An 18,989-nucleotide genomic window follows, 5' to 3' on the forward strand; every position below is an offset into this window, starting at 1 on the left:
CGGTCAGGCCGGTTCGATCGCCAGAACGACGGGCTCCAGCCCTTCCACGCGGCCTTCGAGCCGATCTCCCGGCGCCACCGGACCGACGCCGGCGGGTGTGCCGGTGTAGATGAGGTCGCCGGGCGCGAGGTGATAGAGGCGTGAAAGGTCGGCGATGAGTTCCGGCAGGCTCCAGATCATTTCGGAGAGCGGCGCATCCTGCTTCGTCTCGCCGTTCCGGGCGAGGGTGATGCGTTGTTCGCCGGGGGCGCCGAATGCCGCAGCCGGGGTGATCGGGGCAATCACCGCACCGTTTTCGAAGTCCTTGCCGGTGTCCCAGGGGTAGCCCTTGGCCTTGGCGGCGTTCTGAAGGTCGCGCCGGGTCATGTCGAGGCCGCAGGCATAGCCGTAGACGAGCGCCATGGCCTGTTCGGCGGGAATCTCGAAGCCGTGGCCGCCGATGGCGACGACGAGTTCCATCTCGTAGTGGCAGTCCTGCGTTCCCGGCGGATAGGCGATCGCGCTGCCCGAGGCGCAGATGGCGGCGGGCGCCTTGGTGAACCAGATCGGCGCTTCGCGGTCCACCGCGTTGCCCAGTTCGCGCGCATGGGCGGCGTAGTTGCGGCCGACGCAGAACACGCGGCGCACCGGATAACGCGCTTCCTCACCGACGACGGGGACGCTGGGCACTTCGGGCAGTTCGAACAGCAGGCTCACTCGCGATTTCCTCCCTGGTTGCGGCGGAGGCATAGAGCGCGATGGCGTGCGGGGAAAGCGCAACCGGCTTGCCGTCCCCTGCGAAGCGCTTACATTTGCCGGTGTGACAGAGAAACAATACTTATCCGGGCGACTCCTTCTCGCGATGCCGGGCATGTTCGACCCCCGCTTCGATCACACTGTAAGCGTGCTTTGCGTGCACGACGAAAGTGGCGCTCTGGGCATCGGCGTCGGCAGGCTGCGCGAAGGCGTGCGCTTCCATGAAATCCTGGAGGAACTGGGCATCGATCCCGGCGTCGCCCCCGATTGCGAGGTTCACGACGGCGGCCCTGTGGAGCCGGGCCGGGGCTTCGTGCTGCACTCGACCGATTGGGGCGGGAGCGACACCGTGGAAGTGCAGCCGCTTTGCGCGCTTTCGGCCTCGATGGACGTGCTGCGCGCGATTGCCGAAGGCCGTGGACCGAGCCGGTGGCTCATGGCGCTCGGCTATGCGGGGTGGGCGCCCGGTCAGCTCGAAGGCGAGATGCGGCAGCACGGATGGCATGCGGCCGATCCGCATCCGGAGATCCTGTTCGATACGCCGGTCGATTCCCGCTGGACCGCGACCTGGCGGGCGGAAGGGATCGATCCGGCGCTGCTGTCGAGCCAGACCGGCCGCGCCTGATCGCCTGTCTTGCGGCTGTCCCGGATCAGGTCCGGGCGGGCGAAGGGGGCGTGCTTTCCGAGAGGGCGGAGAGATCCTCCGGGCGATCGATGTCGAGATGGATGGCGGGATCGTCGCATTCCACGAAGATTACATCGTCGCGGCCGCGCAGCAGCCGTCCGGCGCCTTCGTCTCCGGTCAGCCCGGCAAGCTCCGGCAGAAGCCGCGCGGACAGCAGGACCGGATGGCCTGGACGGCCCTGGCGGCAAGGCATCGCAGCGGCGCCGCTTCCCAGCGCATCGGCAAGACGGGCGGCCTCGCCGTGAGGCAGGCGGGGCATGTCGCCCAGGAACACGAAGACATCGCAGGGTTCGCCGAGAGCCGCGATGCCGGCCTTGAGGGAATCGGAAAGGGCATCGCTCTCCACGCGCAGCACCTCTACCGCCGGCGCGCCGTCCCACGTTCCGCAATCGAGGTCGGGGCGGGCGACGATGAGAATGCGCGACACCGGCGCCGCGCGCGCGGCGTGGACCGCGTGAAACAGCAGTGGCTCGCCCTCGAACGGTGCCGACAGCTTGTCGCCCCCGAAGCGGCGCGACGATCCTGCGGCAAGGACGATCGCCGCCCGGTTCATGCGCGTTCCCGCGCCGGGTTCAGGGCCTGCATGATCTCTGCCATGATCCCCGTCGCCACTTCCCAAGGCGATTTTCCGAGACCGGGTACACCCGGCGAGAGGTGAAGCCGGTCCAGTTCCTCCGGCGTGGCGCCCGCGGCGCGCAAGGCGCCGAGCCTTGTCTCCGCGCGCGATCTGGCGCCGATCATGGCGACGTAACCGGCGCCGCCCCGCAGCGCGGCAAGGCAGCCGCCGAGGTCGTGGTGATCCTCATGCGTGGCGCCGAGGTAGGCTGTCCAGCGATCGACGCCGAGTTCATCGAGCGCAGTGGTGGGATCGGCGCGCAAGTAGCGCGAAACCGGGAAAGGCGGCGGCTGGTGCGGCCCGTCCGGCCGGAGCAGGATCGTCTCGAACTGGGCGAGCGCGCCGAGCTGTGCCGCGGCCAGAGCGCCGGGATCGCCGCCGGAAACGACTAGGCGGCGGGGCGGATCGTAGCGGCGCGAAAGCAGGAAGGGTTTCTCCTCCACGGCCAGCAGGGGGCCTTCGTCCACCGTGACCCATTGCCGCGTGCCGTCGCTGTGCCAGCGGCAGCTCCGACGTTCGGCGGCATGGCGCAGCAATTCGGTGGCCGCCGGACTATCCGGGGCGATGCGTTCGACCATGACGTGGAGCGCGCCGCCGCAGCGCAGGCGGATGTCGATCCACGGGCTTCCGGCGCCGTAATGGAGGTGCCGGGGCTCACCATCGGCCAGGACCTGCGCGGCGTGGCTGGCCACGTCGCCTTCGATGCAGTCTCCCGAAAAGTAGCCGCTGGCGGCAATGTCGCTCCCGCCGCCGGCATTCTCCGGCGCGACGAACAGCATTTGCGCACCGGGGCCGCGCGGGGCGCTGCCGCCGACCCGATAGAGCGTGGCAAGGGCGACGGGATGCCCGGCACCGAAAGCCTCCGCCAGTGGTCGCCGAATGTCGTCGATCCAGCCGAACAGCGGCCAGTCCGCACTGTCGATGCTACCGCTCACGTCATCCTGCCGAGGCGCGTGCCTCTACGCGGTCGCCGACCAGCGGCGCGATCACCAGGCGGTGGAGGATGCGGGCCGTGGCTTCCGGGGTCTGGTCCTCTCCATGCGTGAGCCACCAGGCGAGGATGTCGATCGTCGAACCGGTACCATGGATGACCCCCAGGTCCTGTGGCAACCAGTCCGCCGGATTGGCGACGCCTTCGATGAGGCGGCGGGCTTGCCGGATGAACTCATCGCGCACGATGCCCGCGGCGCCGCCTGCCAGAAGCGCGGACCACAAGGCCTTGTGCTGGCCGACGTGGCTGCAGAGCGCCAGAGTGGATTCGTAGCTGTTCGAGGCGTGGAGGATCGGGATCGACAGCGCCAGCAGTCCGGCGATTTCCTCGGAGGCGACATCGCCCAGCAGCGCTTCCTTGGTCGGGTAGTGACGGAAGAAGGTGGCATAGCCGGTGCCGGCACGGGCCGAGATTTCGCGGATGGTGATCTGGTCGAAGGCCTTTTCCTCAAGCAGCGAAAGCATGGCCGCGTTGAGCGCCTTGCGCGAGCGTACCTGCCGCGCGTCGGTAGGCGCGTCTTTCCTGAATCCCGCGAGATTTCCGTTCATGATCGATCCGTAACACCCTGCTGCAAGGGTGTCTAACCCGCCTGCGCAGACTTCGACATGGCGGATTTCGGCATGAAGCCATGAATGGGGTTCAATATTCCCCGATGCGATCCGCGAAGAGCAGGCGCCCGCCCGAGAGGTGCCACAGCGCCTCGTTGAAGTCTGCATTGCTCATGGCGAAGCAGCCTTCGCTGCGGCCGAGCTTGCCCCATTTCTCGATCATCGCGGCATCGACGTACCACGCCGGATGCATCACGATGGCGCGTTCGAGCGCCATGGAGTTATCCGGGTCAAGCCCCTTGAGGCGGATCGAAGTGCCGTATTTGCCGGTGTACCATTCGCAGGTGAGGAACGCCCCGCGCGAAGTGGCTTCCGAGCCGGGCATGTTCGAGAAGCTCTGCAACCAGCCGCTGTGCGCCGGGTCCGATCCGCGCCCGTGGGCCAGCAGGAAAGAGCGCACCGTCCCGTTCTCGATATTGACGAAGTGCAGGCGCGGTTTCCACGAAGGCTGGGCGAAATCGGCGATACCGACGAGATCGGTGCGCCAGATATGGCCCTGCGTCCGCTGGACCTGCTGCGTGGCGACATCGAGGACGCGGCGCTGATATGGCGTGAGGGCGCTCGGCACCGCGGCAACCGGGCCAATCTGTCCCGAAGCTGTTCCTGCCAAATTTTCCGCTGCCAGCACACGCGAAGGTATTGCCAGGCTTGCGCCCGCAACCAATCCGCCCATGAGGACAGCACGCCGACCCAACGTCTGTTCCATCGCAGTAAGTTAACTCAATTGGATCGGAAGCGCCAGTTACTCCGACAGGAAGAGTTCCCGGCGCGAAGGCGGGCCATCGTATCGTTCCCACGATTCGCCGATTGCGGCGAGTCGCCGGGTGGGCAGATGCCGTGCGAACCCGCCCGGCACCTGCCAGCGATTCGTCAGGCCACGACCTTGAGCGGCTTGCGGGAATGCTGGTGGATCCAGTCCTCCAGCACCGGCGCGATCCGGGTGCGCCACTTGCTGCCGTTGAAGATACCGTAATGTCCGACATTTTCGGCCAGCACGTACTTCTTGCGGCTCTCGGAAAGATGCGTCGCCAGCGTGAGCGCTGCCCTGGTCTGGCCAATGCCCGAGATGTCGTCCCGCTCCCCCTCGACTGCCAGCAGCGCGGTATCGCGAATGGCCGAGGGATCGATTCGCTCACCGCGATGGACGAATTCGCCCCTGGGCAGCGAATGCTTCTGGAACACGTGCTCGATGGTCTGGAGATAATAGTCGGCGGTCATGTCGCAGACCGAGCGATACTCGTCGTAGAATGCCTTGGTCGACGCCGCGCCCTCGCCGTCGCCTTCGACAAGGTGCTTGAACATGCCGTAGTGGCTCATCATGTGGCTGCCGAGATTCATCGCCATGAAGCCGGCCAGTTGCAGGAAGCCGGGATAGACCCTGCGGCCGGCCCCCGGATAGGCCAGCGGCACGGTGGCGATGACGTTGTTCTCGAACCAGGAAAGCGGCTGGTCCATGGCGACGTCGTTGACGCTGGTGGGCGCCTCGCGGGTGTCGACCGGGCCGCCCATCATGGTGAGCGTTGCCGGGCGGCAGGGATGCTCCTGCTTGCCCATGATCGCCGCAGCGGCGAACGCCGGGACCGAGGGCTGGCACACTGCGAGCATGTGCGTGCCGGGGCCGATATGTTCGAGGAAACCGATCAGGTAATCGATATAATCGTCAAGGTCGAAGTGCCCGGCGGCGGCGGGGACCATCTTCGCGTCGGCCCAGTCGGTGATGTAGACCTCGCAGCTTTCCACCATCCGCGCCACGGTGCCGCGCAGGAGAGTGGCGAAGTGGCCGCTCATCGGGGCGACGATCAGCAGCTTGGGCGCATCCTTGGGCAGGCCGGGATGATCGAAGCGCAGCAGGTTCCCGAATGGGCGGTGCAGCACGATCGATTCGGTGACGGGCCAGGTCTTGCCACCGGTGGTCACGTCCTCGATGTCGAAAGCGGGCTTGCCGCGCGGGGCGGCGGCATGGGCGAAGACGTCCAGTGCGGAGGCCATCACCGGGCCGAATCCGAAGTAACCCATCGGCAGCGCAGGGTTGGCAAGCAGTTCAGCGCCGACCGAGGCCCATGCGGCGGCGCCGCTCAGCATCGTGCGCTGCAATTCGTAGGCATTATAGAGCAAGGTGCGTCTCCCGGACGGTGAAGCGACCCTTCCGTCCTGCAAAGGTTATGAAAGCCATTTGGGGCCGAAACGTTACCGGCGCAATGCGGCGCACCCGATTTCGGCATTCGAGCCGCCCGATCACTCTGATCGTAAAGGCGCTTTTCATATATCTTTTCCTGAAGCCATGGACAGGATAAGGCCGCGCGCATGGACGCCAACGCGGGGCAGGCAGGATTGCCTGAGAACGAGAACGCCACCACCGATGCCAAGGCTCCGCGCCGAAGGAGCCTTGGGGCGCTGCGCATGGTCTGGCGGGAACTGTTCCACTATCCCGGCCGCATGGCGGTTGCGGGGCTCGCGCTGCTGACCACGGCAACTTCGACCCTCGCGATTCCCTATGGGTTCCGCCAGATCGTCGACCAGGGCTTTGCGCAGGGCGCCGACCCTTCGGCAATCCGCTGGTGGTTCATCATGCTGCTGGGCGTGGTGATCGTGCTTTCGGTGGCCACGGCGGTGCGTTTCTACAGCGTTTCCTGGCTTGGTGAGCGCGTGGTGGCGGACGTTCGCCTGCGCGTGCAGAGGCACCTGCTCACGTTGTCGCCCAGTTTCTTCGAGGAAAACAGCCCCAAGGAAATCGCGTCCCGGATGACGGCGGACACCGCGATCATCGAAACGGTGGTCGGCACCACGGTCTCTGTCGCGCTGCGCAATGCCATCATGGCGGTGGGCGGGGTGATCTACCTCTTCATGCTGGCGCCGCACCTGACGCTGGGGCTCGTCGTCGCCATCCCGGTGGTGATCCTGCCGATCGCCGCCTTCGGCCGCCGCCTGCGCACCGTGGCGCGGGCGAGCCAGGATCGCGTGGCCGATATCGGCGCTACCACCAGCGAAGTCTTCGGTGCACTGCGGGTCGTGCAGGCCTTCAACCAGGAAGGCCGCGAGATGGAACGCTTCGCCGGCGCAGTGGAGCGCACGTTCGAGACCGGAAAGCATCGCATCACCATTCGCGCCGCGATGACGGCGGTTATCATGTTCCTGATCTTCGGCTCCATCACCGTCATCATGTGGCGCGGTGCCATCGGCGTTGCCGAAGGTTCCATCACGGGCGGTACGATCGCCGCTTTCGTGGTGACGGCCGGCATCGTGGCGGGCGCCTTCGGCTCGCTCACCGAAGTCTACGGCGATCTCGTGCGCGGCGCCGGCGCGGCCAGCCGCCTTGCCGAACTGCTGGGCGAGATGCCTGCGATCACCGCTCCCGCCCGCCCGCAGGCGCTTCCTCTGCCGGCGCGCGGCAAGCTGGCCTTCGAGCGCGTGACCTTCCGCTACCCTTCGCGCCCGGAAATGGCGGCGCTGCATGATTTCAGCCTGTCGATCGAACCGGGCGAGACGGTGGCGATCGTCGGCCCTTCCGGGGCCGGCAAGTCCACGCTGTTCCAGCTCGCCGAGCGGTTCTACGATCCGCAGGGCGGGGCGATCAAGATCGACGGCGTCCCGCTGACTTCCGCCGATCCCGGAGAGATCCGCCAGCGCATCGCACTGGTGCCGCAGGAGGGTGTACTGTTCGCCGCCTCCGCGCGCGACAACTTGCGCTACGGCAACTGGAAAGCGGACGACGAGGCCATCTGGGCCGCCGCGCGCGCCGCCAATGCCGAGCGTTTCCTGCGCGAATTGCCGCAGGGGCTCGATACTTTCCTTGGCGAGGACGGCGCCCGCCTGTCCGGCGGCCAGCGTCAGCGCGTGGCGATTGCCCGCGCGCTGCTGCGCGACGCGCCGATCCTGCTGCTGGACGAGGCCACGAGCGCGCTTGATGCCGAAAGCGAGCGGCTGGTGCAGGACGCTCTCGAACACCTGATGGAGAACCGCACGACTCTCGTCATTGCGCACCGCCTCGCCACCGTGCGCAAGGCGGATCGCATCGTCGTGATGGACGGAGGGCGGATCGTGGAACAGGGCACGCACGAAAGCCTTGGCCAGGCCGGCGGGCTCTATGCGCGGCTGGCTTCGCTGCAATTCGATATGGATACCGCATCGGCCTTCGCGCGTTCGACGAACGCCTGACCTGCGACGACGAACGACATTTCAGGGCTGGCGTTGCCGAATATGGCAATTATGTTGCGCCGCTATCGACGGGCCGTTCCGGTCCGTCGCCAGACCGTTCGTGTCATTGCAATTCAGAAAGGTGGGACCATGACCCGCATTCTCGGCCGGGTGCTCGCTTCGACAGCGCTCGTTTCCGCATTGAGCTTTTCCGCTGTTCCGGCTCTTGCCGACGCTCCGGCGCCGGCGTCGGCAGGCGCGTCCTCCGATGCGATGCAGTTCGATCCCGGCAAGATGGATTGGGGCAAGGCCGGCATCCAGACCCAGTGGCAGGAAAAGACCGCCAGGCCCGGCGCGGACTTCGACAAGTTCGTGAACGGCAAGTGGGAAGCCGCTGTCGTGCTCCCGGCCGACCGCACCAACTGGGGGTCGTTCACCGCCCTGCGTGACCTTTCGGAACAGCGCGTTCACGGAATCATGGATGGCCTGATCGCCTCGAAGCCCGCCGCCGGTACCGACGCTGCCCGCGTCGAGGCGGCCTATGCGGCCTTCATGGACGTTGATGCGATCAACAAGGCCGGGCTCTCTCCGGCGCAGCCTTACCTCGAACGCATCTTCGCGGCCAAGACGCCCGACGACCTGATGAAGATCTTCGCGGCCCCGGGCTTCGCCTCGCCGCTCGGCGCTTATGTGACGGCCGATGCCAAGCAGAGCGATGTGAATGCCTTCGAAGTCGGCGTCGGCGGTCTCGGCCTGCCTGACCGTGACTATTACCTGAAGATCGACAAGCGTTCGCAGGACATCCGCGCCAAGTATGTCGAGTATCTGACCTTCGTCCTCGGCAAGGCCGGTTATGCCGACCCGTCGAGCGCCGCCAAGGCCGTGCTCTCGCTGGAAACCCGGCTGGCGCAGGCAGACTGGGACCGCGCAGCCAGCCGCGATCCGGACCTGACCTACAACAAGCTTTCCGTCGCCGAGTTCGAGGGCCTTGCCGCACCCGGCCTGATGCGTACTTTCATCGAGACGATGGGCGCCGGGAAGGCCGCCTATATCCTCGTCGATCAGATGCCGCCCACGGCCGAGGAACTGAAGGTCGCCCGCATCGATCCCGCCAAGGCGCAGACGCTGTTCGGCGGTGGTGTGCCGGAAGTCGCCCGGCTGGTTTCCGAGGTTCCGGTCTCGACATGGCAGGCCTGGCTTGCCGCGCACTTCCTGCGCGGCCATGCCTCGGTTCTTCCCACCGACATCGATGACGCCACCTTCGCCTTCTACGGCAAGACCATGAGCGGCCAGCCGGAGCAGCGCGCCCGCTGGAAGCGCGGCGTCGCCGCAGTCGAAGGCATGGCCGGTGAACTGGTCGGCAAGATCTACGCCGAGAAGTACTATCCGCCCGAAGCGCAGGCGGCGATGACCGACCTCGTCTCGAACTTGCGCAAGGCCATGGCGGTGAACCTGCAGAGCCTCGCCTGGATGGGCCCGGAAACCCGCAAGGAAGCCGAAGCCAAGCTCAATGCCTTCACCCCCAAGATCGGCGCGCCTGCGAAGTTCAAGGAATACGAGGGCCTGACCTTCTCGGCCACCGATCCGCTCGGCAATGCCATTGCCGCGGGTTCGTGGGAGAACGACGACCAGATGAAGCGCATCGGCCAGCCGGTCGACAAGACCGAATGGTTCATGCTGCCCGAGACGGTCAACGCCTACTACAACCCGCCCTACAACGAGATCGTGTTCCCCGCCGCCATCCTCCAGCCGCCGTTCTTCAACGTTTCGGCGGACCCCGCGGTCAATTATGGCGGCATCGGCGCGGTGATCGGCCACGAGATGGGCCACGGTTTCGACGACCAGGGCGCCAAGTCGGACGGCACCGGCAACCTGCGCGACTGGTGGACCCCGGCCGACAAGGCCAACTTCCAGAAGCTGCAGGACAAGCTGGAAGCCCAGTACAACAGCTTCTGCCCGTTCGACGACGGCAAGACCTGCGTCAACGGCAAGCTGACCATGGGCGAGAACATCGGCGATCTCGGCGGTCTCAGCCTCGCCTACCGCGCCTACAAGCTCTCGCTGAACGGCAAGGAAGCCCCGGTGATCGACGGCCTGACCGGCGACCAGCGCTTCTTCATGGCCTGGGCGCAAGTGTGGCGCAGCAAGTACCGCGAGGAATCGGTGCGCCAGCAGCTCATCACCGACCCGCACTCGCCGGCGCATTACCGCATCAACGGCATCGTCCGTAACTTCGACGAATGGTACAAGGCGTTCGACGTGAAGCCGGGGGATGCTCTCTATCTTCCGCCTGCCGAGCGCGTGCGTATCTGGTGATTTTTATCGCCTAAATGCCTCATGCCGCACGCTTCGGGTTGACTTGCCCGGTGTGTGCGGCATGACCTCTCGCCGATGAGCTTGACCCTAACCGCGATCCTCCTCGGCATTGTCGAGGGCCTCACCGAGTTCCTGCCAGTCTCTTCGACCGGGCACCTCATTCTTGCCACGCAGCTGTTCGGGTACGACGCTTCGCAGTGGGCAACCTTCAACATCGTGATCCAGCTCGGCGCGATCCTGGCTGTCATCGTGCAGTTCTGGCGCACGTTCTGGGCGGTGGGCGTGGGTCTGCTGCGGCTTGACCCGGTATCGATCCGCTTCGTGCGCAACGTGTTGCTGGCCTTCATCCCCTCGGCGGTGCTGGGCCTGATCCTCAAGGACCATATCGAGGGCCTGCTGGGCGAGCCTTCGGTCGTCGCCTGGGCGCTGATCGTGGGCGGCATCGCCATCCTCGCCATCGAGAAGGTGGCAAAGCCCGGTCCGCTCACCGGCGTTGCCGAGCTGCCGATGGTGAAGTGCATCGGCGTGGGCATCGCGCAGTGCCTTGCCATGGTGCCGGGTGTCAGCCGTTCCGGCGCGACGATCATGGGCGCGCTGGCGATGGGCGTCGAACGCCGTACTGCGGCGGAATTCAGCTTCTTCCTTGCCGTTCCCACGATGATGGGTGCCTCCACGCTCGAACTGCTGGGCGCGCGCGAACAACTCATGGCGGGCACGGGCCCGGTCGGCTGGGGCGAGATCGGCATCGGCTTCGCCGTTTCGTTCGTGGTGGCGCTGGTCGTCATCAAGGCCTTCATGGCCTTCGTCAGCCGCTCGGGCTTTGCACCGTTCGCCTGGTATCGTATCGTCGCCGGCGCACTCGCGCTCTTCCTGCTTTCGCGGGTCTGATCAGGGGTTTGAACCATGGCCGAGAACGATCACAGGAAGCTCGGCCGCAAGGAATACGAAAAGCTGCTGGAGCCGATGCAGGAGGAGCTTGTGGGGATGGCCCGCTGGGCTTCCTCCACCGGCGCCCGCATCGTGGTCCTGTTCGAGGGGCGCGATACGGCGGGCAAGGGCGGGGCGATCAAGGCCGTAGGCGGCCAACTCAATCCGCGCCAGTGCCGCACCGTCGCCCTCACCGCACCGGGCGAGCGGGAGCAGGGCCAGTGGTACTTCCAGCGCTATGCCGAACATTTGCCGACGCGGGGCGAAATCGTCCTCTTCGACCGCAGCTGGTACAACCGTGCCGGCGTGGAGAAAGTCATGGGTTTCGCCACCGGCTCGGAAGTGAAGCGCTTTCTCCAGCAGGCCCCCGTGTTCGAGCGGATGCTCGTCGATGACGGTATCCTGCTGTTCAAGTACTGGCTCTCCTGCGATCAGGAGAAGCAGGAGGAGCGCCTTCACGAACGGCTCGACGATCCGCTCAAGCGCTGGAAGCTGTCGCCGATCGACGTGGCGGCGCGTGAGAAGTACGAAGAATATACCAAGGCGCGCGAGGTCATGCTCAAGGCCACGCACAAGAAGCACGCGCCGTGGACGGTGGTGGACTTCAACGACCAGCGAATCGGTCGACTCACGCTGGTGCGCGATCTGCTGGACCGGCTGCCCGATACCAAGGTCGAGCCGCAGACGATCAAAATGCCGAAACTGAATCACTCGCCCTACAATGAGAAATTCGGCGTTCTGAAGCCGATCACGCCTTTCGACACGGAGTAAGTCGGGCCTCTTCCGCTTGACTTTGGGCTGTCACTATCGCATGGGCCGCAACCTTGGGGGGCGGCGCTCGATTGCCGCCCTGAAATTTTTCAACGGAACATGCCGGCCGGCCAGGGCGGCTGAAACGAGAGATACAGGAAACCGCCATGGCGAAGCCCGCAACCGTCAAGATCCGTCTTGTCTCGACCGCCGACACCGGCTTCTTCTACGTCACGAAGAAGAACCCGCGCAACACGACCGAGAAGATGAACTTCCGCAAGTACGATCCCGTCGTGCGCAAGCACGTCGAGTTCAAGGAAGCCAAGATCAAGTAAGGTTTTTCGGAACCTTACAATTCAGGGGCGGTTCAAGCCTGCAAACCCAATGGGAGCATCATGAACCGCACCTTCAAGATCTTTCGCTCTTGCGTAGGCGCGGCCAGTTTGGCCGCGCTTTCCGTTCCTGCCCTCCTTCCGGCGACGCCCGCACTGGCCGCGCCATCCGATGATTCGGCGCAGTTGAGCCAGGCCGTCGAGGCGCTGCGCGCGATCTCGACGATGAAGGCCGATTTCGTCCAGACTGACCGTAACGGCCAGAGCCTGACCGGCCAGTTGACGCTGATGCGTCCCGGCAAGATCCGCTTCCAGTACGAGAAGAGCGCCCAGTTGCTGATCGTCAGCGACGGCAAGGCGCTGACCATGATCGACTACTCGGTGAAGCAGGTACAGCGCTGGCCGATCAGCAATACTCCGCTGGGACCGATCATCGACCCCCGGCGCGACATGACGAAATACGGCACGGTCCGGCAGACCGGCAATCCCAATGTCGTCAGCATCGAGGTCCGCGATCGTTCGCACCCGGAATACGGCGTCATCACCCTGATCTTCACCCGCAAGGCTTCGGCGCCGGGTGGGTTGGAGCTGAGCTACTGGGTCGCGCTCGATTCGCAGAACAAGCGCACCACGATCTCGCTTTCGAACCAGCGCTATGGCGTGCCGGTTGGCGATGCGGACTTCCGCTGGAACGACCCGCGTCCCCGCAACCGTCGATAGAGTGCAACGCTTTGTCGCGAGCTGAGTGCTCCGTGCGACGGAATGCGACACTTTTCTGAATTCCGTTCACTTGGCAGCAAGCCAACAGCGCCTAGATTGAAATGGTCAGAGCGGTTCGAGGCGGGTTTCCCCCCTGTTGCCCACGCCTCCCACAGGGCCCTCTGATTTAGCGTGACGAACGCTTACATGAACCCTCGGTCCTCTGCCCCCGGACCGAGGGTTTTTGTTTTTCTGGCTGCTTTTTCCGCCCAGCGGGGCTGCGAACGCTACCGCTCTGCGCTTCCGGTGCTCACGGCCATCAAGGCCGCTCCGCTCCGGTTCTCAATCGGCAGCATTCTCGCTCCCGCCGGACGAAAAAATCGGCCAGAAAAACGCGCTCGTGATTTGGGTCATATGTTGCCCGCGAAGGCAGGGGGCCCGCTTTCTTGCGGCGTGGCTCTGGAAATTCGCCAAGGGCATGCCTAAAGCCTGCGGCATGAAGATCGCCACCTGGAACATCAATTCTGTCCGCCTTCGCATCGACCAGGTCGAGCGTTTCCTGACCGAACAGTCGCCCGACGTTCTTTGCCTTCAGGAGATCAAGGTCGCCGAGCCGCTTTTTCCGCACGAGATGTTCGAGCGACTCGGCTACACGCACCGGGCGATCCACGGGCAGAAGGGCTACCATGGTGTCGCCACCGTCAGCCGCGTGCCTTTCACCGAGTTCAGCCGGCATGACTGGCAGGACAATGGCGAAGCCCGCCATGTCGGCGTGGAGCTTCAGGGCGCCGGGCAGGGGATGATCCTCGAAAACGTCTACATCCCCGCAGGCGGCGACGTGGCCGACCGTGAGGTGAATTTGAAGTTCGGTCAGAAGCTGGACTTCCTCGAACGGATGACGCGCTGGGCCGACAAGGTCGACCGGCCGACCCTGATCGTCGGCGATTTCAACATCGCCCCGCTGGAATCGGACGTCTACAATCACAAGGCGCTGCTCAAGGTCGTCAGTCACACGCCGGTCGAGGTTGAGACGCTGACCCGTTTCAAGGATGCGCACGGCTGGGTCGATCTCGGCCGGGAGTTCATTCCCGCGCCCGAACGCAACTATTCCTGGTGGTCCTACCGCAGCTATTGGCGCCAGAAGGACCAGGGGCGCCGGCTCGACCACATGTGGGCCTCTCCCGATCTCGCGAAGCAGGCGCGTGCACACAGCTTCGTGGAGGAAACCCGCCGCTGGGAGCAGCCCAGCGATCACATCCCGCTTATTACGGAGTTCGCGCTCTGAGCGCGGCGCAACCTTCGGCCGGGGCTCGCCGTGTCGCACTGGCGCTCGATGCGCTGCGTCACGGCTGGGCGATTCGAATCGGTGACGGCCAAGGCGGGGGCGCCATCCTGTTGCCGGCCGAAACCGGCTTCGCGCCGGGGGTAACCGCGCCGCGGATGCTGATCTCGGCCGCCCGCGCGGTGACGCTCAAGCTGGCCAACCAGCGCGAGGCCGCCGTGCCCGAGGCACCGGTGCTGATTCGTGCTGCCGAGCCTTTCGATCTGGAAACCGCCCGCGCGGTGGCCGATCCCGCGCTGGACCTCGCCCATCCGATGAAGGGGCCGTTCGCGGCCGAGCACATCGGCGACATGGACATGGCCCGCGCCGCAATGGAGCTGGCACGCCTTGCGGGCATCCTGCCCGCATTCCTGATCGCACCCGAACTGGGCGGTGAGGTGCAGCCCGTTTCGCCGGCCGATCTGGCCGAATGGAAGGATACCGACCGGCTTGCGATCGCTTCGCGTGCGCGCCTGCCGGTTGCCGCGTGCGAGGAGGCCGAGATCGTTGCCTTCCGCGCGCTCGATGATCTTCGCGAGCATGTGGCCCTTGTGATCGGCACGCAGGACGGCGATCGCGCCCCACTGGTGCGGCTTCATTCGGAATGCCTGACCGGCGATATCCTGGGCAGCCTCAAGTGCGATTGCGGGCCTCAGCTCGATGCCGCCCTGCGCGCCATGGCCGATGAGGCGAAGAACGGCGGCTGGGGCGTGCTGCTCTATTTGCGTCAGGAAGGGCGCGGGATCGGCCTCGTCAACAAACTGCGGGCCTATCGTCTGCAGGATCTCGGTTATGACACCGTAGATGCCAACAACCGGCTGGGCCTGCCGACCGAGGCGCGCGATTTTCCCGTGGCGGCGCGGATGCTGGACCTGCTCGGCGTATCGTCGATCCGGCTGATGACCAACAACCCCGCCAAGGTCTCCGCGCTAGAGGGTGTCGGCGTGGACGTGGTCGAGCGGGTTCCGCATCAATTGCCGGCCAACCCGCACAATGCGCGCTACCTGGAAACCAAGCGCGATCGCACGGGGCATATCCTCTGATTCGTCCGCCCGGGTGCGATCCGGGCGAACATACCGTCAATGCGGCGGTGCATCCGAAAAAAGGCCGGGGCGCGAACGAGGGGTGAGGGGGATGCCGCGCCCCGGCACCGTCGTCAGGGGATCATGAGTACGATCGATCCGACCACGGCTGCGACCGCGCCTATGAACAGGGCTGCCTTGCCGATGTCGCTCGGCTTGAAGCGGTCCTGATGCTGGGCGCGGTAGTCCTGGTATTGCTGTGAGATTTCCGGCGTTCCGGCGAGAATGCCGAGGTCCAGAGAACTGGCCCTGCGCTTGAACCAGATGTCGATTTCCTGAAGTTCCGCTTCGGTCAGCGCCGGATAGCGGGATAGCAGCGCGGAGATGCGCTCTCGATCTTCAACGCGCGCGGCGTCGCTGATTTCTGGTGACATGGTATGACCCTTGATCTGCATTCGTGTGCGGCGCGCGTCTGGGCGCGCCGGGCGAGGAGCGGATCAGGCCAGCGGCGGTGCGGTGCTGTCGGGAACCCGTGCGGGGTGGTGGCGCGGCGGGGGGCCGCGCACATCGGGTTGCAGGTGCCTGGGCGATGCCGGAACCAGCGTTGTCAGCCGGACGACGGCAATCTCGCGGATGGCTCTTGGCGGCGCGGGCGGCATCGGGACCGCCTGTACATGGCCTGCTTCGACACGGCGGCCGGAAGTCAGCGCAAGATCAAGCGTGGCCGCGCTGAACGCCGATCCTTGCGTGCGTTCCAGGGGTGCGCGAATCGGATCGCCGGCCTGAAGGCCGATCGCGGCCAGCAGGAGAAGCGCCCAGAAGTGAAAGCGCGGGAACGAGGCGAAGCCCAGGGGCATGTGATTTAGCTAGGGGTTCGCGGCGCGCGTGACAAGCCGGCGGCACGGCATCCATCGGCCCGGGCGATGCAGGGGCTCAGCGTTTCTCGTAACGGACCAGTCCGGTGCCGAGCGTGTTGGCACCCAGTTTCACCGCATCGCCCGACCAGTCGGCCACGAAGGCGCTCTTGCGGTCGATACCGGGTGCGAAGCGGGCGTTGTTGCCGTCCACGACCAGCCCTTGCGAGGTGTGGTTGCGGTGTTCGGCGGCGACGGCGATGAAGGCGGAGTAGTTCTCCTTGTCGCGCCCCTGGACGAACCAGTTGTCCACGACGCGCCCGGTTGCACCGTCTGCCAGGTCGATCATGTAGTTGGTGGAGCGACCGGCCGCATCGTCGAAGCTGGAATCGAGCACTTCGATGCGGGCGGCGCGGCTTTTGAGGTAATGGCCGCCGGTGCCTGCCTCGAACCGGCTGCGGGTGACGGACAGCGCGCCGTAGTTGCCGACATAGATCGAGTGCGCGCAGCCCGACCCCTCGCAAGTGCCGAGGCGCGAAAAGGTCGACTTGTCGATCGCGATTGAGCCTTGCGGATCGTCGCCGGTCAGCAGGCCCTGTTCGCTGTCGCGGAACCAGGCCTGCGATATCGAGAGGTTGCCGTGTTCGAGGCGCACGCCGGCGCCATTCTTGTCCGAAACGCGAATATTGGCAAAGACCATGCCTTCTATCCGGGCGTTGCGCCCGCGCAGGACCAGTGCGGCCTTGTCCTCGCAGGCGACCCCATCAAGCACCGACTGGCCGGGAGCCTGCGCCTGGTAAGTCACGTCCCCCTTGCCCTGCACCGCGCAGTCGGCAAACCGCATGGAGGCGAAGCGGATGGTTCCGCGCCCTTCGCCGATGGCGTCCACCGCATCCTGAAGGCGCGTGTAGCTGCGGCCGGTTTCGACCACGGTGTACGGCGCGCCTTGCCCGAAAGACAGGGTGGCGGGAAGGGCGGTCAGCAGCAGGGCGCCGGAGGCGAGAGCGAGTCGAACTAGGCGGTTCATGCCCCTGCCTAGCGCGGCGGAAGCGCCTCTGTGTTAACGGCTTTTGCTGCGTCCCGGAACAGGACGGTCAGTCGCGCTTGCCGGAGCGCCACTTCCATCCGCCGCGTGTGCGCTTTGCCGCGATGACGACGAACAGTCCCGTCACGAGCAGGAACAGAGCTAGGGCGGCCATGCGCGCGCCTGTGGTGCCGGCACGGTTGAGCAGCGCGATTCCGGCGACCGAGGCCACATAGAGCAGCAGTAGCGCCCAGCCCTGCCATGCGATCGGCACGCCCGCGCCGTAGCCGAAGCGCTTGGGCGCGAACCAGGCGCCGTCTTTCGTCGATTCGTGCATCATGCTTCGTCCTCCTGAACCGGTGGCCGGCCGCGCCGGGCCGGCTCGCTGGCCTCGACCTTGATCCCGCGCCGGGCAAGCGCTTCGCGCAGCAGCACCTCGACCTGGGCGTTGACCGAACGGAAATCGGCTGCGGCGCAGCGCTCCAGTGCGGTGTGGAGCACCGGGTCGAGCCGCAGCGCGAACGCCTTCTTGCCGGGACTGGCCATTCGCCCGAAAGCCTTACTGGTAGAGCGTGCCGGTATTGACCACCGGCTGCGTGTCACGTTCGCCGCAGAGCACCACCATCAGGTTGGACACCATCGCTGCCCGGCGTTCGTCGTCGAGTTCGACCACGTTCTTTTCCGAGAGCTGTGCCAGCGCCATCTCCACCATCGAGACCGCGCCTTCCACCAGCTTGCGGCGCGCGCCGATCACGGCTTCGGCCTGCTGGCGGCGCAGCATGGCGCCGGCAATCTCGGGGGCGTAAGCCAGGTGGGTGAGGCCGCATTCGTCCACGGTGAGGCCGGCGACGTGCAGGCGCTCGATCAGTTCGGCCCGCAATTCGGCGTTCACTTCGGCATGGCTGCCGCGCAGGGTGATCTCGGCATCCTCGACATCGTCATAGGCATAGCGCGAACCGATCGAGCGGACCGCCGCCTCGATCTGCACGTTCACGAACGCTTTGTAGTCGTCCACGTCGTAAAGTGCCTGAGCGGTGTCCGCGACGCGCCAGACAACGTTGGTGGCGATTTCGATCGGATTGCCGCGCAAGTCGTTCACCTTGAGCTTTTCCGAAACCACGTTGTTGGCGCGAACCGAAATCCGGCGTTTTGCCATCCACGGCCAGACCCAGCGCAGTCCGGCGGCGCGGTCGGTACCACGGTATGAGCCGAACAGAGTGATCGCGGCCGCCATGTTGGGCTGGATCATGTAGAACCCGGAGGCGATCAGAATTGCCACCACAACGAGCGGGACGATCAGGGCGAGGGTTGCGAACACCGTGCCCGCCGCGGGATCGTTGCTGCCCGCGAGCATGGCGATGCTTGCCACCGCCAGCACCAGAAGCGCGACGAGAACCGCCAGCATCAGATATCCGCTTATGCTCGAAGCCACCGATTCCCGGCTGGAATTGATGGGCAAATGCGACTCGGACATCGAAAACGCTCCCTTGAAAGTGATATCACTTTAATATCAAATGTGCACATTCGGTCAAGCGGGGTTGAAAAACAGACGATTCGCCGCTATCTGGGCGTTGCGGGCCGGGCCCCTCTGGCGCGGCGTCGGTCGTGGTTTCATCCACGCGGGCGCCTCGTGATGTCGGACCGCATCGGGTGAAACCGATGCAGGTTCCGGGGGTCTTCCAAGCCCAAAATAGCTCCGGCACAGGAACCTTGCTTCGGGTCATCCGATCGAACCAACTCAAGTTCGATAGGGTTTTGACAATGACCGATCATATGTTCCGACTGCTCGAGCGCCATCAGAAGCTCGATGCCCTGCTGCGTTTCGCGCAGGGCAGGCCCATCGCCGATCCTCTCGAGATCGCGAAGCTGAAGAGAAGGAAACAGGAGTTCAGGGGCAGGCTGGCACGGTTGCTACTCCCCCCCAGCGCCGTTGCGCACAGCCTGTAACCCTTGCGCCGGCGTGATCCCCCCCCTT

Annotated in this window: 22 protein-coding genes; 10 read left to right on the forward strand and 12 right to left on the reverse strand. The window is 65.5% G+C overall.

What is annotated here, in order from left to right; translation table 11 throughout:
• Positions 1–3: 3 nt before the first annotated feature.
• Positions 4–696, reverse strand: coding sequence for a fumarylacetoacetate hydrolase family protein (locus U9J33_RS04885; RefSeq protein ID WP_324698250.1), 693 nt, complete (start codon positions 694–696; stop codon positions 4–6).
• Between the two features lie 154 nt (positions 697–850).
• On the opposite strand from U9J33_RS04885, the gene U9J33_RS04890 reads away from it, so the two are divergent.
• Entirely contained in the window at positions 851–1,360 is a 510-nt protein-coding gene (locus tag U9J33_RS04890) for a YqgE/AlgH family protein (protein ID WP_185997973.1), read from the forward strand.
• Between the two features lie 25 nt (positions 1,361–1,385).
• On the opposite strand, the gene U9J33_RS04895 is transcribed toward U9J33_RS04890, so the two are convergent.
• The 5 genes from U9J33_RS04895 to U9J33_RS04915 form a co-directional block, all read right to left on the reverse strand.
• On the reverse strand, positions 1,386–1,973 hold the full coding sequence (locus U9J33_RS04895) for a nucleotidyltransferase family protein (protein WP_324698252.1): 588 nt from the start codon (positions 1,971–1,973) through the stop codon (positions 1,386–1,388).
• Positions 1,970–2,971, reverse strand: a complete 1,002-nt coding sequence (locus U9J33_RS04900; protein ID WP_324698254.1) for an XdhC family protein — start codon at positions 2,969–2,971, stop codon at positions 1,970–1,972. The genes U9J33_RS04895 and U9J33_RS04900 overlap by 4 nt, the downstream gene beginning before the upstream one ends.
• A 1-nt stretch (position 2,972) precedes the next feature.
• Entirely contained in the window at positions 2,973–3,575 is a 603-nt protein-coding gene (locus U9J33_RS04905) for a TetR/AcrR family transcriptional regulator (protein WP_185997970.1), read from the reverse strand.
• A 91-nt stretch (positions 3,576–3,666) separates the two neighbouring features.
• Positions 3,667–4,245 carry a murein L,D-transpeptidase catalytic domain-containing protein gene (locus tag U9J33_RS04910; protein WP_243692695.1) on the reverse strand — a complete coding sequence of 193 codons (579 nt, stop codon included), beginning with the start codon at positions 4,243–4,245 and terminating at the stop codon, positions 3,667–3,669.
• Between the two features lie 260 nt (positions 4,246–4,505).
• Entirely contained in the window at positions 4,506–5,750 is a 1,245-nt protein-coding gene (locus U9J33_RS04915; RefSeq protein ID WP_324698257.1) for a polyhydroxyalkanoate depolymerase, read from the reverse strand.
• 189 nt (positions 5,751–5,939) lie between these two features.
• On the opposite strand from U9J33_RS04915, the gene U9J33_RS04920 reads away from it, so the two are divergent.
• The 8 genes from U9J33_RS04920 (at position 5,940) to ribA (ending at position 15,157) form a co-directional block, all read left to right on the forward strand.
• Positions 5,940–7,790, forward strand: coding sequence for an ABC transporter transmembrane domain-containing protein (locus U9J33_RS04920; protein WP_324698259.1), 1,851 nt, complete (start codon positions 5,940–5,942; stop codon positions 7,788–7,790).
• Positions 7,791–7,919: 129 nt separating this feature from the next.
• Positions 7,920–10,085 (forward strand): M13 family metallopeptidase, encoded by a 2,166-nt coding sequence (locus U9J33_RS04925; RefSeq protein WP_324698261.1) that lies wholly within the window; start codon positions 7,920–7,922, stop codon positions 10,083–10,085.
• A gap of 75 nt (positions 10,086–10,160) precedes the next feature.
• Entirely contained in the window at positions 10,161–10,973 is an 813-nt protein-coding gene (locus U9J33_RS04930) for an undecaprenyl-diphosphate phosphatase (protein ID WP_054439948.1), read from the forward strand.
• A gap of 15 nt (positions 10,974–10,988) precedes the next feature.
• Positions 10,989–11,783: a polyphosphate kinase 2 gene (gene ppk2, locus U9J33_RS04935; protein ID WP_054439951.1), complete on the forward strand. Its 795-nt coding sequence runs from the start codon at positions 10,989–10,991 to the stop codon at positions 11,781–11,783.
• Positions 11,784–11,929: 146 nt separating this feature from the next.
• Positions 11,930–12,097: a 50S ribosomal protein L33 gene (gene rpmG / locus U9J33_RS04940; protein WP_039391223.1), complete on the forward strand. Its 168-nt coding sequence runs from the start codon at positions 11,930–11,932 to the stop codon at positions 12,095–12,097.
• Between the two features lie 60 nt (positions 12,098–12,157).
• Entirely contained in the window at positions 12,158–12,814 is a 657-nt protein-coding gene (locus tag U9J33_RS04945; RefSeq protein ID WP_324698266.1) for an outer membrane lipoprotein carrier protein LolA, read from the forward strand.
• A gap of 475 nt (positions 12,815–13,289) precedes the next feature.
• A complete protein-coding gene (gene xth / locus U9J33_RS04950; protein WP_054439955.1) occupies positions 13,290–14,078 on the forward strand; it encodes an exodeoxyribonuclease III in 789 nt (262 codons plus the stop codon).
• On the forward strand, positions 14,027–15,157 hold the full coding sequence (ribA, locus tag U9J33_RS04955) for a GTP cyclohydrolase II (protein ID WP_082370482.1): 1,131 nt from the start codon (positions 14,027–14,029) through the stop codon (positions 15,155–15,157). The genes xth and ribA overlap by 52 nt, the downstream gene beginning before the upstream one ends.
• 113 nt (positions 15,158–15,270) lie before the next feature.
• On the opposite strand, the gene U9J33_RS04960 is transcribed toward ribA, so the two are convergent.
• The 6 genes from U9J33_RS04960 to U9J33_RS04985 form a co-directional block, all read right to left on the reverse strand.
• On the reverse strand, positions 15,271–15,570 hold the full coding sequence (locus U9J33_RS04960) for a hypothetical protein (protein ID WP_054439957.1): 300 nt from the start codon (positions 15,568–15,570) through the stop codon (positions 15,271–15,273).
• Positions 15,571–15,633: 63 nt separating this feature from the next.
• Positions 15,634–15,993 (reverse strand): hypothetical protein, encoded by a 360-nt coding sequence (locus U9J33_RS04965; protein ID WP_054439959.1) that lies wholly within the window; start codon positions 15,991–15,993, stop codon positions 15,634–15,636.
• Positions 15,994–16,069: 76 nt separating this feature from the next.
• A complete protein-coding gene (locus U9J33_RS04970; RefSeq protein ID WP_324698269.1) occupies positions 16,070–17,017 on the reverse strand; it encodes a right-handed parallel beta-helix repeat-containing protein in 948 nt (315 codons plus the stop codon).
• 67 nt (positions 17,018–17,084) lie between these two features.
• The gene (locus U9J33_RS04975; RefSeq protein ID WP_324698271.1) at positions 17,085–17,354 is read right to left on the reverse strand and encodes a hypothetical protein; all 270 of its coding nucleotides are present in this window, start codon (positions 17,352–17,354) and stop codon (positions 17,085–17,087) included.
• A complete protein-coding gene (locus U9J33_RS04980) occupies positions 17,351–17,560 on the reverse strand; it encodes a toxin-antitoxin system HicB family antitoxin (protein WP_324698273.1) in 210 nt (69 codons plus the stop codon). Before U9J33_RS04980 ends, U9J33_RS04975 begins: the two co-directional genes overlap by 4 nt.
• A 13-nt stretch (positions 17,561–17,573) precedes the next feature.
• Entirely contained in the window at positions 17,574–18,488 is a 915-nt protein-coding gene (locus tag U9J33_RS04985) for an SPFH domain-containing protein (RefSeq protein ID WP_054439968.1), read from the reverse strand.
• A 287-nt stretch (positions 18,489–18,775) separates the two neighbouring features.
• Between U9J33_RS04985 and U9J33_RS04990 the strand changes: the two genes are divergently transcribed.
• Positions 18,776–18,961: a DUF465 domain-containing protein gene (locus tag U9J33_RS04990; protein ID WP_054440127.1), complete on the forward strand. Its 186-nt coding sequence runs from the start codon at positions 18,776–18,778 to the stop codon at positions 18,959–18,961.
• Positions 18,962–18,989: the final 28 nt, after the last annotated feature.

This window comes from Novosphingobium sp. RL4 (assembly GCF_035658495.1).
GTDB lineage: Bacteria > Pseudomonadota > Alphaproteobacteria > Sphingomonadales > Sphingomonadaceae > Novosphingobium.